At 66.0% G+C, this 14188-nt stretch carries 11 protein-coding genes; 3 read left to right on the top strand and 8 right to left on the bottom strand.

Translation table 11 applies throughout. From position 1 onward, the window contains the following. The first annotated feature begins 153 nt into the window (after positions 1–153). On the top strand, positions 154–423 hold the full coding sequence (locus CH295_RS20555) for a hypothetical protein (protein ID WP_052047837.1): 270 nt from the start codon (positions 154–156) through the stop codon (positions 421–423). Here the strand turns inward: CH295_RS20555 and dnaE are convergent. The 4 genes from dnaE to lspA all read right to left on the bottom strand — a co-directional run bounded on the left by dnaE (position 394) and on the right by lspA (position 6297). After that, positions 394–3930 carry a DNA polymerase III subunit alpha gene (dnaE, locus tag CH295_RS20550; RefSeq protein ID WP_037192775.1) on the bottom strand — a complete coding sequence of 1179 codons (3537 nt, stop codon included), beginning with the start codon at positions 3928–3930 and terminating at the stop codon, positions 394–396. The genes CH295_RS20555 and dnaE overlap by 30 nt on opposite strands. Positions 3931–4076: 146 nt before the next feature. Continuing rightward, positions 4077–4742 carry a hypothetical protein gene (locus CH295_RS20545; RefSeq protein ID WP_094741773.1) on the bottom strand — a complete coding sequence of 222 codons (666 nt, stop codon included), beginning with the start codon at positions 4740–4742 and terminating at the stop codon, positions 4077–4079. Continuing rightward, positions 4742–5668 carry an RluA family pseudouridine synthase gene (locus CH295_RS20540; protein ID WP_037192779.1) on the bottom strand — a complete coding sequence of 309 codons (927 nt, stop codon included), beginning with the start codon at positions 5666–5668 and terminating at the stop codon, positions 4742–4744. The genes CH295_RS20545 and CH295_RS20540 overlap by 1 nt, the downstream gene beginning before the upstream one ends. Next, a complete protein-coding gene (gene lspA, locus CH295_RS20535) occupies positions 5665–6297 on the bottom strand; it encodes a signal peptidase II (protein WP_094741772.1) in 633 nt (210 codons plus the stop codon). The genes CH295_RS20540 and lspA overlap by 4 nt, the downstream gene beginning before the upstream one ends. Positions 6298–6386: 89 nt before the next feature. On the opposite strand from lspA, the gene CH295_RS20530 reads away from it, so the two are divergent. Together CH295_RS20530 and CH295_RS20525 are read left to right on the top strand one after the other, a co-directional pair. Continuing rightward, positions 6387–7358, top strand: a complete 972-nt coding sequence (locus CH295_RS20530) for a hypothetical protein (protein ID WP_252342116.1) — start codon at positions 6387–6389, stop codon at positions 7356–7358. Continuing rightward, on the top strand, positions 7355–8098 hold the full coding sequence (locus tag CH295_RS20525) for a hypothetical protein (protein ID WP_094741771.1): 744 nt from the start codon (positions 7355–7357) through the stop codon (positions 8096–8098). The genes CH295_RS20530 and CH295_RS20525 overlap by 4 nt, the downstream gene beginning before the upstream one ends. Before the next feature lie 98 nt (positions 8099–8196). On the opposite strand, the gene CH295_RS20520 is transcribed toward CH295_RS20525, so the two are convergent. The 4 genes from CH295_RS20520 to ileS form a co-directional block, all read right to left on the bottom strand. Beyond that, positions 8197–8682 (bottom strand): WKL family lipoprotein, encoded by a 486-nt coding sequence (locus CH295_RS20520; RefSeq protein WP_170946004.1) that lies wholly within the window; start codon positions 8680–8682, stop codon positions 8197–8199. 197 nt (positions 8683–8879) lie between these two features. Then, entirely contained in the window at positions 8880–10238 is a 1359-nt protein-coding gene (locus tag CH295_RS20515; protein WP_094741770.1) for a DNA polymerase IV, read from the bottom strand. A 2-nt stretch (positions 10239–10240) separates the two neighbouring features. Further along, on the bottom strand, positions 10241–10888 hold the full coding sequence (locus CH295_RS20510; RefSeq protein WP_094741769.1) for a peptide deformylase: 648 nt from the start codon (positions 10886–10888) through the stop codon (positions 10241–10243). Continuing rightward, positions 10885–14022, bottom strand: a complete 3138-nt coding sequence (ileS, locus tag CH295_RS20505; protein ID WP_094741768.1) for an isoleucine--tRNA ligase — start codon at positions 14020–14022, stop codon at positions 10885–10887. The genes CH295_RS20510 and ileS overlap by 4 nt, the downstream gene beginning before the upstream one ends. Positions 14023–14188 lie beyond the last annotated feature (166 nt).

The following is a 14188-nucleotide window of genomic DNA, read 5'->3' as shown; positions in this document are numbered from 1 at the left end:
CGAGTGAACACCTCTCGCGGGCGTGACGCCACGAGATCGATCACATTGCCAGGCCCGAGGGTCAAGTTCGGTGGACCGAATCTTTTGTTGGGTATAGTCTGAACTTCCTGCAGCGGACACCCGAACCTGCCGGGGTTACCAGAGGAGAACGCGATGACCTACACGAGCACCCAGGTGAGCCGTCGACCCGCTCCCGCGCTGCGCACCGCTGACGTCGCAGGCATCGCGTGGCCCGTGTACAAGCTCGAAGCCCTCGCACTCGGATTTCTCGTGTTCGCCGCGACCCTCGTCATTGCCGGCTCCCTGCAGGCAGCAGTGCTGGCAGGCGCAGCGGTTGCCGTCGTCGCGTGGTGGACGCTGCGCCTGACCGAGCTCGGTTCGACCGGCCCGGCGTCAGCCCGTCAGGCAGCCCGGCCCCAGTAGCGCCTTCAGGTCTCCCATCAGCGCCGAGGTCGGCGTCACCCTCAGACTGTCATCGAGTTTCATCGTGGTGATCTTGTCGCCACTGACCAACCGCAGATGAACGTCCGAGGTCCCCGGGTGACTGATCAACACCCGCTTGAGCGCGCCGACCTTGTCGGCGGTGCACAGCCGCGTCGGTAGACTCACCGCAAGCGGCTTGTCGATGCCGATGGCCGAAAGATCCGGCACCGCAAGGTCGTTCGCGATCAAGGACACCCGGTCGTCACGCACCGAGACCCGACCCTTGACCAGTACCACCGAATCCTCGGTGACGTCGGCACCGAACACCGAGTACGCCTGCGGGAAGAACAGCACCTCGATACCACCGGCCAGGTCCTCGAGCTGAGCCGACGCCCACGTCAAACCGTTCTTGTTGATCCGACGATTCACCGAGGCGAGAATGCCGCCGACGGTGACCTGAGTGCCGTCCTTGATGTCACCCTCGAGGATGGTGGGGATGTTGCAGTCGGACTTCGCGGCCAGCATGTGCTCGACGCCCAGAAGCGGGTGACCCGAGACGTAGAGGCCGAGCATCTCGCGTTCGAGGGCGAGCCGGTGCTTGGATTCCCACTCCTCGTCCGGCACCCGAACGTTGAACACTGCGGAGATGGACTCGTCGGCATCCTCGCCGCCGAACAGATCGAACTGACCGATCGCCTCGGCCTTCTTGGTGCCCATCACCGCGTCGATCGCATCGGCGTGGATGAGCATCAGACCCTTGCGCGGATGATCGAGCGAGTCGAAAGCACCTGCCTTGATGAGGGATTCGGTGACCTTCTTGCTGCACGCGATCGCGTCGATCTTGCCGAGGTAGTCGGAGAAGTCGGTGTACTTCGACTTCTCCGATCGCGCCCTGATGATCGACGCGACCACATTGGTACCGACGTTGCGGACAGCGCCGAGACCGAACCGAATGTCCTTGCCCACCGACGCGAAGTTCAGTTCGGACTCGTTGACATCCGGTGGCAGCACCGTGATACCGAGCTTGCGACAGTCGGCGAGGTAGATCGCGGCCTTGTCCTTGTCGTCGCCGACGCTGGTGAGCAGGCCTGCCATGTACTCGGCCGGGTAGTTCGCCTTGAGGTATGCCGTCCAGTACGACACCAGGCCGTAGCCCGCGGAGTGAGACTTGTTGAACGCGTAGCCCGCGAAGGGCAGCACGGTGTCCCACAGCGCCTTGATGGCCGCCTCGGAGAAGTCGTTGTCCAACATGCCCTGCCGGAACCCGGCGTAGGCCTTCTCCAGCTCGGAGAGCTTCTTCTTGCCCATGGCACGACGGAGCAGGTCGGCCTGGCCGAGCGTGTAGCCGGCCACCTTCTGCGCGAGCTGCATGATCTGCTCCTGGTAGACCACCAGGCCGTACGTCTCGCCGAGAATCACCTTGAGGGGCTCTTCGAGCTCCGGGTGAATCGGCTTGACCTCTTGCCTACCGTTCTTGCGGTCGGCGTAATCGTTGTGCGAGTTCATGCCCATCGGACCCGGCCGGTAGAGGGCCAGGACGGCGACGATGTCCTCGAAGCCGGTGGGCTGCATACGGCGGAGCAGATCACGCATGGCACTGCCGTCGAGCTGGAAGACGCCGAGAGTGTCTCCGCGAGAGAGCAGGTCGAAGGTCGCCGGGTCGTCGAGTGGGAGAGCGTCGAGATCGATGTCGATGCCGCGGTTGGCCTTGATGTTGTCGATGGCGTCACCGATGACGGTGAGGTTGCGCAGACCCAGGAAGTCCATCTTGAGCAGGCCGATGGCCTCGCACGACGGGTAGTCCCAGCCGGTGATGATCGCGCCGTCCTGCGCGCGCTTCCACACCGGGATGGCATCGGTGAGCGGCTCGGAGGACATGATGACCGCGCAGGCGTGCACGCCTGCGTTGCGAATCAGGCCTTCGAGTCCCTTGGCCGTCTTGTAGATGGTCGCGACGTCGGGATTGGAGTCGATCAGCGCTCGAACCTCGACGGCTTCCTTGTACCGCTCGTGCGCCGGGTCGGTGATGCCGGCCACCGAGATGTCCTTGGCCATGATGGGCGGCGGCAGCGCCTTGGTGATCTGATCGGCGATTCCGAAGCCGGGCTGGCCGAACTGCACTCGTGCGGAGTCCTTGATGGCGGCCTTGGTCTTGATGGTGCCGAACGTGATCACCTGGGCCACTCGATCGCTGCCCCACTTCTCGGTGGCGTAGCGGACCATCTCACCGCGGCGACGATCGTCGAAGTCGATATCGATATCGGGCATCGACACGCGCTCGGGGTTGAGGAATCGCTCGAACAGCAGACCGTGCGGGAGTGGGTCGATGTTGGTGATGCCCATGGCGTACGCGACCAACGATCCGGCAGCGGATCCTCGGCCGGGCCCGACGCGGATGCCGACGGCCTTGGCGTGGTTGATCAGGTCGCCGACCACCAGGAAGTAGGCCGGGAAGCCCATCTCGAGAATGACCTTGATCTCGTACTCCGCGCGCGCGAGGTAGTCCTCGGCCGGTCCGTCGGGGAATCGACGCTCGAGCCCGGTCATGACCTCGTGGCGCAGCCAGGTGCCCTGGGTGTGGCCCTCGGGCACGGGGAAGATCGGCATCCGGTCGCGGTGCGCCCACACCTCGTCGTAGGGCTGCACTCGCTCGGCGATGAGCAGCGTGCTGTCGCAGGCACCGGGCACCTGATCGTCCCAGAGCTCGCGCATCTCGGCGGCGGACTTGAGGTAGTAGCCGTCGCCGTCGAACTTGAAGCGAGTGGGATCGCTGAGCGTCTTACCGGTCTGGATGCACAGCAGCGCCTCGTGGTTCTCGGCGGCGTCCTTGGTGACGTAGTGGCAGTCGTTGGTGGCCAGCGGTGGGATCGAGAGCTTCTTGCCGATGTCGAGCAGACCTTCGCGGACGCGTCGCTCGATGGACAGGCCGTGATCCATCAGTTCGAGAAAGAAGTTCTCCGGGCCCCAGATCTCGCGCCACTTGGCTGCGGCCTCGAGCGCCTCGCGCTCCTGGCCGAGTCGGAGCCGAGTCTGCACCTCCCCCGACGGGCAGCCCGTGGTGGCGATGATGCCCTCGGCGTGCGAGGCGATGATCTCCTCGTCCATTCGGGCCCACTTGCCCAGCTGGCCCTCGATGGAGGCGAGCGAGGACAGCTTGAACAGGTTGCGGACCCCGGTGGCGTTCTCGGCGACCATCGTCATGTGCGTGTAGGCACCGCTACCGGAGACGTCGTCGGACTTCTGACTGCGGTCACCCCAGAGCACGCGCTTCTTGTTGAACCGCGACTCGGGGGCGATGTAGGCCTCGATGCCGATGATCGGCTTGATGCCTGCCTTCTTGGCCTCGTTGTAGAACTCGCTGGCCCCGTACATGTTGCCGTGGTCGGTCATGCCGACCGCCGTCATCTCCAACCGTGCCGCCTCGGCGAACATCGCCCCGATCTTGGCGGCACCGTCGAGCATCGAATATTCGGTGTGGTTGTGCAGATGAACGAACGAATCGGCCACGAAGGTTCTCTCCTGAAGGTCGTGCGTTTTCGAAAATACGAGCCGCGAATGCACCCACTCTAGGCGGTGAATCCGACAGAATTTTCAGGCCGCCGGTGTGTCCTGGGAGGACGTGACAGGTGTGACGGATGCGACGAAAGATGTTCTCACTCTGCCGGCACGGGACCGTCGTCCGGCAACGGCGCGACGACGTCGACGTACTCCGGCAGAAGTGGCTCGACCGCGAACTTGCCGGACACCGCATCCGGCGGAAGCGCCTGCACCGCTCGCACATCGGCGCGGCCGGCCAGCTCGGTCAACTCGGCAGGGGTCCCACGCACCACCACCGTCACCACACACGCACACCCGTCGAGGAGACGTCGCTGCGACACTGCGGCGATCTGCGCCTGCCGATCCCCCGCCCCGAACGATTCGGTCGCCTGGCTCGCTGCGCGCGCGGTCGAATTCAGTACCGAGCGTTCGCTGCCCGGCACGCCCACGGTGAGTATCGGAGTCTGCACGCGATCGAGCGGAACACGCAGGACCACCTGCGAGATACGAATCCCGTCGGCGACGGCGTAGGCCTGTTCGGCGGTGAGTTCGCGATCGAACGACACCGAGCCCCATCGAGGTTCGGTGTTGTCGCTACGCAGGCTCGCCTCGGCGCGGGCCAGATAGTCGGTCACCTGCTCGCCGCTGTCCGGGCCGAGCCGGTCGGTGCTCACGCTCAGCTGTCGTACCGGATTGAGGTGCCCGACCACGGCGAGCGATCCGACCACGAGCGCAGCGGCAACGACGCCGCCGAGCACACCGGAGACTCCGCTGGTGCGCATCACGCCTTCCGAAGCACCTCGAGTGCGTGCTCGAGGTCGGCCGGATACTTGCTCTCGATTTCCACCCAGCGGCCGTCGGACGGATGCGCGAAGCCGAGCGACCGTGCGTGCAGCCACTGCCGCTCCAGGCCCAACCGTTCGGCCAGCCGCGGATCGGCACCATAGGTCAGATCGCCGCAGCACGGATGTCGCAGAGCCGAGAAGTGCACCCGAATCTGGTGCGTGCGACCGGTTTCCAAGTGCACGTCCAGCAGGCTCGCGGCCTGGAAAGCCTCGACCGTGTCGTAGTGGGTGACGCTGGGCTTGCCGTCGGCACGCACGGCGAACTTCCAGTCGTTGCTGCCGTGTCGACCGATCGGAGCATCGATCGTTCCACTGCTCGGATCCGGATGGCCCTGCACCAGTGCGTGGTAACGCTTGTCGATGGTGCGCGCCTTGAACGCCCGCTTGAGCACGGTGTACGCCCGCTCGGACGTGGCGACCACCATGACTCCGGACGTGCCGACGTCGAGGCGATGGACGATGCCCTGCCGCTCGTGCGCACCGGAGGTCGAAATTCGGAAACCGGCGGCCGCGAGTCCACCGATGACGGTGGGGCCGGTCCAGCCGACACTGGCATGCGCGGCGACCCCGACGGGCTTGTCCACGGCCACGATGTCGTCGTCGGCGTAGAGGATTTCCATCCCCTCGACCGGCTCCGCCTCGATCGTCAACTCGCGGGCCGGCTCGGGCAGCGTCACTTCGAGCCACGAACCAGCGGCCAGCCGGTCGGACTTGCCGACGGTACCGTGATCGACCAGAACAGAGCCTTCCTCGGCCAAGGTCGCGGCAACGGTACGCGAGAGCCCGAGCAGCCGAGCGAGACCGGCGTCCACCCGCATTCCGTCCAGACCGTCGGGCACCGGCATCGAGCGCGATTCCCTCACTTGTCGGCCTCGCCTGCGACGTCGGACTTCGACTTGGTCACCCGTTCACCGTTCGGCTCGAAGCCGAACAGGCTCAGCACGACGAGCAGGATCGCACCACAGACGATGGACGAGTCGGCGACGTTGAACACCGGCCACCAGCCCACCGACACGAAGTCGACGACGTGACCCTGGAACGGCCCCGGTGCACGGAAGAAACGGTCGATCAGGTTGCCGAGGGCACCCCCGAGAACCAGACCCAATCCCAGTGCCCACCACGGCGATCGCAGCGTCCGGCCGATCTTGATCACCCCGATGACGACAGCGACGGCCACGACCGTGAGCAACCAGGTCATCCCGGTGGCCATCGAGAACGCCGCACCGGGATTACGCACCAGGCGCAACGTCACGACGTCTCCGACGATCGAAATCGGGTTGCCGGGCTTGACGTAGTGCACCACCACGATCTTGGTCACGAGGTCGAACAGCAGAATCACGGCTGCGATCGCGACCAGCAACCGTGTCCTGAGCGGCTTCGGAAGTCGATTCACTGCTTTGTCGGTATCGGTCACCTGGGAGTCCGCGGTCTCGTTCGGTGCCGGAACACTACTCGTCTCGGCTGGCGGATCGTCGGCGCGGTCTTCACTCACCTGTCCATCATGGCGTATGGACGGCGGCGGGTCCTCATCCGTGCCGCGCACCACCCGTCACTACGAGCGGTGTCAGTAGCCTGGTGCCCGTGAAGTCGACCGATCGTATCCGCACCGTCCGCTCCGGCACCGTCCGTTCCGGTTTTCTCGCTGCCTGCTGTGCAGTGGCGCTCGTCGCCGGATGTTCGAGCACCGACACCGATCCCGCTCCCGAACAGGCCGCGTCCTCGAACGAGGTGACGATCGCCGTGACACCGACGACGACCACGGTCGTCGACCCCGGTGCCGAGCCGCGGCGCGTGCTGGCCCTCGCCACCTCCGACTCGGACGAGCAGAACGTGGACCTCACCACCACCTCCACCGTCTCGCAGCAGATCAACAACGATGCACCGCAGGACTTCTCCAGTCCCGAACTGACCGTTCCCCTGTCCGCGTCGACGTCCGATACCGTGCCGGACGACGACGCCGCGACCGGCGCAACGCGCTCGGTCGAGCTGACCATCGGAGCTGCGACGTCGCCCGACGAAGGACTGACCGACGCACTGTCCGCCTCCGAGGGCTCGACGGCACGGCTGGCGACCAGCGACTCGGGAGCGATCACCGCACTGCACATCACCCCCGCCGACGCTGCCCTCGACACCGCCCGCGCGGCGATCGAACGGTCGTTGAACGCAGCGGTGTACCGCTCCGTCGACTTTCCTGACGCAGAGGTGGGAGTGGGTGCCGTCTGGACCGTCGATCAGCAGGTGCTGAGCGGCATCACATTGAATCAGCGCACCACGGTCACGCTGCGAGCACTCGACGGTGACCGGGCGACCCTGGACATCGCGATCACCCAGACGCCCGAATCGACGACATGGAACCTGCCCGACGACGCCGGCACGCTGAACATCGCGACGTACACCTTCACCGGCTCGGGAACGCTCGACATCGATCTGACCCGCCCACTCCCCGTCGGCGGGTCGATCACCGCAGGTGGCGAGCAGATGTACACCGACCCCGACAGCACGACCGTGCTGCGTCAGACCGTCGGAGACTCGATCGCCTGGGGTGCCCGATGACGGCGCGGACCACGACGCAGCTGCTGGCGGCGCTCTCGCTCGTCGGCGTCGCCGCGGCCGGATGCAGCGCGGACGAGCCTGCCCCGGCGCCTGCAGTCGCACCCAGCTCCGTCGCCGCACCCGATCCCCTGCTCGGTGCCCCCATCACCGACTCCGGAGTCCTGGCCGCGGCGATGTTGGGTCTCGGCGACCTCCCGGACGGGTTCTCCTCGATCCCCGACCCGGTCCAGGATCTAGGACTCGACCCGGCTCCCGAGTACGACTCCCCCGACAAGTCCGGTACCGACCCGGCCGAGTGCGCCGCGGTACTGGCACCGATCTCGGAGCAGCGGAGCGGAGCGGCGTCGAACGCAGTCGCCCGGTTCTCGGGACCGAACTTCTCGTCGATCGACGAGGATGCGGCAAGTTACCCCGATACGGGCACGGCCGAGGCCTTCACGGCGGTTCAGCAGGCGTGGGCCGGATGTACGGCGTTCAGCGGCACGGATGCGGACGGGGTGAGCGTCGACTACGCGTTGGCAGGCCGGGAGCAGTCGTCGGTCGGCGATGCATCGGCCTCGATACGCCTGACCACCAGCAGCGAGGGGTTCACCTTGATCTCCGACGTCGTGGTGGCCGTGGTCGACTCGACCGTCGTCCAGGTCGTCGTCTCGGATCAGAGTGGTCTGGAACCCGAGACCGTCACCGCGGTCGCCGAAGCGGCCGTCGAGCGCATTCGATCGGTGACGCCCAGCATGTGAATCGGGCCGACTCGGCCGACAAAAACTGCCGGTGACATATCCCCGAGGGGACATGTCACCGGCAGTTCGTCGTGTCGGTCAGAGACGATCGGCAGGACTCAGGGTGCGGGGCACGCCGGGCTGGTCAGCTGCGCGAGCGACACGATGCCGCAGGCGTTGTCCTTCGACAGCTTCCAGACGCCGTCCTCGGGGACGAACTGGAACGTGCCGGGGTTGGCCTGCCCGTTGAGGGTGATGGTGATGCCGGCGTTGAGGACTCCGGTGCCGAGATCGTCGATGCTGGTGATCTCGATCTGGGCGTTGTTGGCGACCGCTGCGGCGGCGACCTGGTTGATCAGCTCCGGATCGGCGGAGGCACCCTGGATCAGGGCGGCCTTCTCCTCGACCGGAACGTTCGGGTCGAGCCCGCGCGCGAGCTGGCCGTTGAGCTCCTCGACGGTGGGGACCGGGGGGTACGCACCGGCGTCGGGAGCGGCAGACGTAGAGGTGGTGACGGCCGTGGTCGTCGTGGTCGGCTCGTCACCGCCCTCGGAGCTGCAGGCGGTCATGGTGAGCGCTGCGGCGATGGCGATGCCGGCAACCATTGTCCGTCGGGTGTTGCGAAGCTTCAAGTGCTTGTCCTTTTCACTCTGAGTCACGTCTCGATCGTTCTGTGACTCGTCGGTCGTCTGGAATGGGGTCGTCTCGGACCTGGTCCACTATGTCAGCTCGACACGCCCGAGTCACAACGCGATCGGCATACCTGTGAAACCTCACAGAGTTTCCTCAGCGACGCCACAACTCACGTCAGGCTGTCGAGAACGTCGGCAGGGACCAGGTTCTCGTCCGATTCGGCGAAGGTGCGCGCGATTCCCGGCCCGCTGGTTCGGGTCTCGAACCGGACGGTCACCACCGAGTGTCCGGCCCCCTGCACCCAGCCGTGACCGAAGTCGGGATGCCGGACGTCCATACCCGGCTGCCACCGGGGGCCTTCCTCTACGACGATATCCGCAGCCGCCTCGATCGGGGCGGGCGACTCCTCCGTCGCATCCGCGACCGGCTCGTACTCCAATTCGGGGAACAGCGATCCCTGTCGCACGGCCGACAGTCCGGCCAGTCCGACGCCGACCAGCCTGATCGGACCGACGTCGACCGGATCGACGGCAAGTCGCTGCGCCGTGGCGACGATGGTCTGCTTGTCCACCGTCGCGTACGGCAACGTGGCCGATCGGGTGATGATGCTCATGTCGGACTTTCGTAGTTTGAGCACCACCGTCCTGGCACCCCGACCGTCCTTCAGCAACCGGCGATGCGTCGAGTCGACGATGGACTCGATGGCCGGGCGGAGCTGAGCGAGGGAGATCAGGTCCTGTGCGAACGTCGTCTCGGCGCTGACCTGTTTGGCCTCGGCCCGCTCGGCCACGACGCGATTGTCGATTCCTCGTGCGAGCTGATGCAGGCTCGGCCCCATCGTGGTCCCGAGAATCGACGCCACCTCGGACTCGGGTGTGGCCACGAACTTGCCGATGGTGTCGATGCCCAAGCGCCGCAATCGTTCGCCTGCCACCGGTCCGATCCCCCACAACTTCCGGACCGGCAGAGCCGCCATCAGCTCGGCCTGGATTCCCGGAGCGACGACGGTGATGCCGTCGGGTTTGGCCAGTCCCGACGCGATCTTGGCGATCTGCTTCCCGGATCCGGCACCGATGGAGGCAACCAGCCCGGTCTCGGCGAGGATCAACGCTCGTAGGCCTGCGCAGAACTGTTCGACCTCGTGCACCGTCGCTCCGGCGAGTTCGAGCGGCTCGCCGAACGCCTCGTCGATCGAGAGTTGTTCGAGGACGGGCATCGGTCCCCGGAGTGCCTCGAATGCTCGTCGGCTCAGCTCGGAGTAGAGAACGAACCGCGGCGGCAACACCACGGCCCCGGCCCCGACGAGTCGGCGGGCCTGATGCATCGGCATCGCAGAACGTGCCCCGTACGCGCGGGCCTGGTAGCTGCAACCGGCCACCACTCCCCGCCCGCCCGCACCGCCGACGAGAACCGGGCGGCCCCGCAACGTGGGGCGCGTCAGCTGTTCTGCGGAAGCGAAGAACGCGTCCATGTCCAGGTGCAGCACCCATCGGCGACTCCGCAGAGTGTCGTCGGCGATGTTCGACATCGTCAGCCGATATCGACGGTGAAGCCGAGCGCCTGGGCCGCACGGTCGGGAGTCGGATCCGACCACAGCTCGCCGTACACCTCGCTCGTCGTCAGCGATCGCATGTGCGCCGTGTCGATGTACAGGGTGCCGTGGAGATGATCGGTCTCGTGGGCCACGATTCTGGCCGGCCAACCGCGAACCACCTCGTCGATCTCGCGGCCCGACTCGTCGGTGCACTCGAGCCGCACCTCGGCCGCGCGCGTCACGACGGCCTGATACCCGGGAACACTGAGGCACCCCTCGTAGAACCCTGCGGTCCGCGACCCGACCGGGGTGTACCGCGGATTGACCAGTACGCGGAACGGCAGCGGCGTGCGCTCCCGTACCCGGGCCACATCCGCTCCGACGTCGTACAGATCCTCGATCACCGCGATCTGCAGCGGGATGCCGATCTGCGGTGCGGCCAGACCGACACCGGGCGCGTCGTGCATGGTCGCGCGCATCACCTCGATCAACTCCGCGAACGTCTCGGAGTCGAGCTGACCGGAATACCGCGCAGCCCCGGACCGCAGAACCGGGTCACCTGCAGCGACGATGGGCACGACGCCGCCGCGGGCCTCGGAAAGAAGCTCGCGGACGGCGTCGACCGATACGTCGCCGTCGATCATGACGACTTGGTGATCGCTGCCCGCACTCCCTCACCGAGATCGCTGCCGTCGTCTCCGACGCGTCCGTCGACGAGCGAGAGTGCGAGCACCTCGCCTGCGATCAGATCTCGATGGGTGTCGAGCCACGCCTGTCGGTGTTCGGGCACCTCGATGACGATGTCGATGCGGTCCGAGACGTCGAATCCGTGATTACGACGCGCATCCTGCAGTTCGCGGATGCGGTCCTTGGCCCAGCCCTCCGCCTCCAGCTCCTCGGTGACGGCGGAATCGAGCACGACGAGTCCGGCGTTTCCGGGCAGCGGCGCCGTCGATTCGGGTTCGGCGGCAACGAGTTTGCGCGTGTACTCCTCCGGCAGCAACGCGATTCCTGCTGCGCTGACCACACCGTCTGCGTCCTCGGACCAATCGCCTGCCTTGACGGCCTTGATGACCGTCTGGACGTCCTTGCCGATACGCGGACCGGCAGCGCGGGCATTGACGACGAGCTCGAACTTTCCGTGAACGGCGACGTCCTCGGTCAGGTCGACCTTCTTGACGTTGACCTCGTCGGAGATGATGTCGACGAACGGACGCAGCCGCTCCGCATCGGCGGCCGCGACCGTCACCTCGGGCAGCGGCAACCGCACGCGCAGGTTCTGCGCCTTGCGCAGGCCCAGAACCGTCGAGCACACGGTGCGGACCTCGTCCATGCTCTCGACCAGTTCGGGATCCGACGGCAGGTCCCCTGCCTCGGGCCAGTCGGTCAGGTGCACCGAGCGGCCACCGGTCAATCCGCGCCATACCACCTCGCTGATCAGCGGCAACAGAGGAGCGGCGATGCGAGTGAGCACCTCGAGCACGGTGTGCAGGGTGTCGATCGCGTCGGCGTCCTCGCTCCAGAACCGCGAGCGAGACCGTCGCACATACCAATTGGTCAACGCATCGCAGAACGTGCGCAGCTCGTCGCAGGCACCGGCGATGTCGTTGCCCTCGAGCGCATCGGTGATCGCGTCGCGAGTGGCCGACAGCTTGGCCAACACGTAGCGATCGAGCACGTGCGGCGAATCGGTTCGCCACTGCCCTGGCGTCGACGCGTAGAGCTGCAGGAAACTCCATGCATTCCAGATCGGCAGCAACGCCTGGCGGACGCCCTCGCGGATGCCCTGCTCGGTGACGATGAGGTTGCCGCCGCGCAGGATCGGTGAGGACATCAGGAACCACCGCATGGCGTCGGAGCCGTCGCGGTCGAAGACCTCCTTGACGTCCGGGTAGTTGCCCTTCGACTTGCTCATCTTCAGACCGTCGTCGCCGAGCACGATGCCGTGCGCGGCAACGGTCTTGAACGCCGGGCGATCGAAGAGCGCGGTCGCCAGCACGTGCAGCGTGTAGAACCAGCCGCGCGTCTGCCCGTTGTACTCGACGATGAAATCGCCCGGGTTGTGTGTCTGGAACCACTCCTCGTTCTCGAACGGGAAATGCACCTGCGCATACGGCATCGAGCCGGACTCGAACCAGCAGTCCAGCACCTCGGGGACGCGGCGCATCGTCGACTTGCCGGTCGGATCGTCCGGGTTGGGTCGCGTCAGGTCATCGATGTACGGACGATGCAGATCCGTCGGACGCACGCCGAAGTCACGCTCGAGCTCGTCCAGGCTGCCGTACACGTCCAGGCGCGGGTAGGCCGGGTCGTCGGACGTCCACGCCGGAATCGGGCTGCCCCAGTACCGGTTTCGACTGATGTTCCAGTCGCGTGCACCTTCGAGCCACTTGCCGAACTGGCCGTCCTTGATGTGCTCGGGAACCCAGGTGATCTCCTGGTTCAACTCGACCATCCGATCGCGGAATTTGGTGACCGCGACGAACCACGACGGCACCGCCATGTAGATCAGTGGCTGACCACTGCGCCAGCTGTGGGGGTACGAGTGCTCGATGGTCTCGTGCCGCAGCAGGCGACCGGAGGCCTTGAGGTCCTTGATGATCACCGGATTGGCGTCGAACACCATCAGGCCCTCGTACGGCGGAACCAACGAGGTGAACTTGCCACCTGCGTCGAGCGGTTGCACCACCTCGATTCCGTTGGCGGTGGCGACGTCCATGTCCTCTTCACCGAAAGCCGGTGCGAGGTGGACGATTCCGGTGCCCGAATCGGTGGTGACGTAGTCGGCCTCGAGTACGCGGTGCGCGTTCTCGTGGCCGAGGAAGAAGTCGTACGGCGGTGTGTAGGACAGTCCGACCATGTCGGAGCCGGTGTGCTCCGAGAGCACCTCGGGCTCCTCGCCGAGTTCCTTCGCATAGTGCGAAAGTCGCTGCGCGGCAAGTACGTAACGCTCACCGTCGCCGCCTCGCACCTGCACGTACTGCACCTCGGGATGCACCGCGATCGCCAGGTTCGACGGCAGGGTCCACGGCGTGGTGGTCCAGATCAGCGCGTTCGCACCGTCCAGGGGCGAGCCGGGAGCCGTCAACGGCATCGTGACGGTGACCGCGGGATCCTGACGCATCTTGTACGCGTCGTCCAGGCGGGTCTCCTGATTGGACAAGGGCGTCTGCTCGTACCAGCTGTACGGCAGAACTCGGTATCCCTGGTAGATCAGGCCCTTGTCGTGCAGCGTCTTGAACGCCCACATGACCGACTCCATGAAGTCGACGTCGAGGGTCTTGTAGTCGTTGTCGAAGTCGACCCACCGCGCCTGCCGGGTGACGTAGTCCCGCCACTCGTCGGTGTACTGCAGTACCGACTGCTTGCAGTAGGCGTTGAACTTCGCCAGGCCCATCTCGTCGATCTCGGACTTGTCCTTGATACCGAGCTGCTTCTCCGCTTCCAGCTCGGCGGGCAGACCGTGGCAATCCCACCCGAAGCGACGCTCGACCTTCTTGCCCCGCATCGTCTGGAATCGCGGTACGAGGTCCTTGACGTAGCCGGTGAGCAGGTGACCGTAGTGCGGCAGACCGTTGGCGAAGGGTGGGCCGTCGTAGAAGACGAACTCCTCGGCATCCGCTCGATTGTCGATGCTGGCTCGAAAGGTGCCGTCCTCGGCCCATTCGTGCAGCACGATGCGCTCGAGATCGGGAAACGGGACGCTGCCCGATCGGCCCTCGGCCAGATCCACCAGCGGGTAGGACTTCGAGTTCGGACGTGCGGTTGCATCTGTCATGTCGTGTCTCCTCCGTGCCGGCCGCGTTTCGAACGCGACGCAAAGTTGGCACGGGGACGACATCCGGGCGATTCGTACGCCCGATACCGCGGTACCACCCCGCTTGCACGCTCTCGAGTCGGAGCGCGCCACTCCTGATGAGCTGTGACGGGCTCACCCGTTCGGT

The sequence above is a fragment of the Rhodococcus sp. 14-2483-1-2 genome (assembly GCF_002259405.1).
In the GTDB taxonomy this organism is placed as follows: domain Bacteria; phylum Actinomycetota; class Actinomycetes; order Mycobacteriales; family Mycobacteriaceae; genus Rhodococcoides.
The sequence above is the reverse complement of the archived record's forward strand: the minus strand, read 5'-3'. Positions and strand labels throughout refer to the sequence as shown.

What these genes read in the sequence shown, in the direction of transcription:
- CH295_RS20515 (WP_094741770.1), bottom strand. Translation starts at nt 10,238, where the DNA reads ATGTCGAACATCGCCGACGACACTCTGCGGAGTCGCCGATGGGTGCTG.
- CH295_RS20545 (WP_094741773.1), bottom strand. Translation starts at nt 4,742, where the DNA reads ATGCGCACCAGCGGAGTCTCCGGTGTGCTCGGCGGCGTCGTTGCCGCT.
- CH295_RS20520 (WP_170946004.1), bottom strand. Translation starts at nt 8,682, where the DNA reads ATGGTTGCCGGCATCGCCATCGCCGCAGCGCTCACCATGACCGCCTGC.
- ileS (WP_094741768.1), bottom strand. Translation starts at nt 14,022, where the DNA reads ATGACAGATGCAACCGCACGTCCGAACTCGAAGTCCTACCCGCTGGTG.
- CH295_RS20555 (WP_052047837.1), top strand. Translation starts at nt 154, where the DNA reads ATGACCTACACGAGCACCCAGGTGAGCCGTCGACCCGCTCCCGCGCTG.
- CH295_RS20510 (WP_094741769.1), bottom strand. Translation starts at nt 10,888, where the DNA reads ATGATCGACGGCGACGTATCGGTCGACGCCGTCCGCGAGCTTCTTTCC.
- CH295_RS20525 (WP_094741771.1), top strand. Translation starts at nt 7,355, where the DNA reads ATGACGGCGCGGACCACGACGCAGCTGCTGGCGGCGCTCTCGCTCGTC.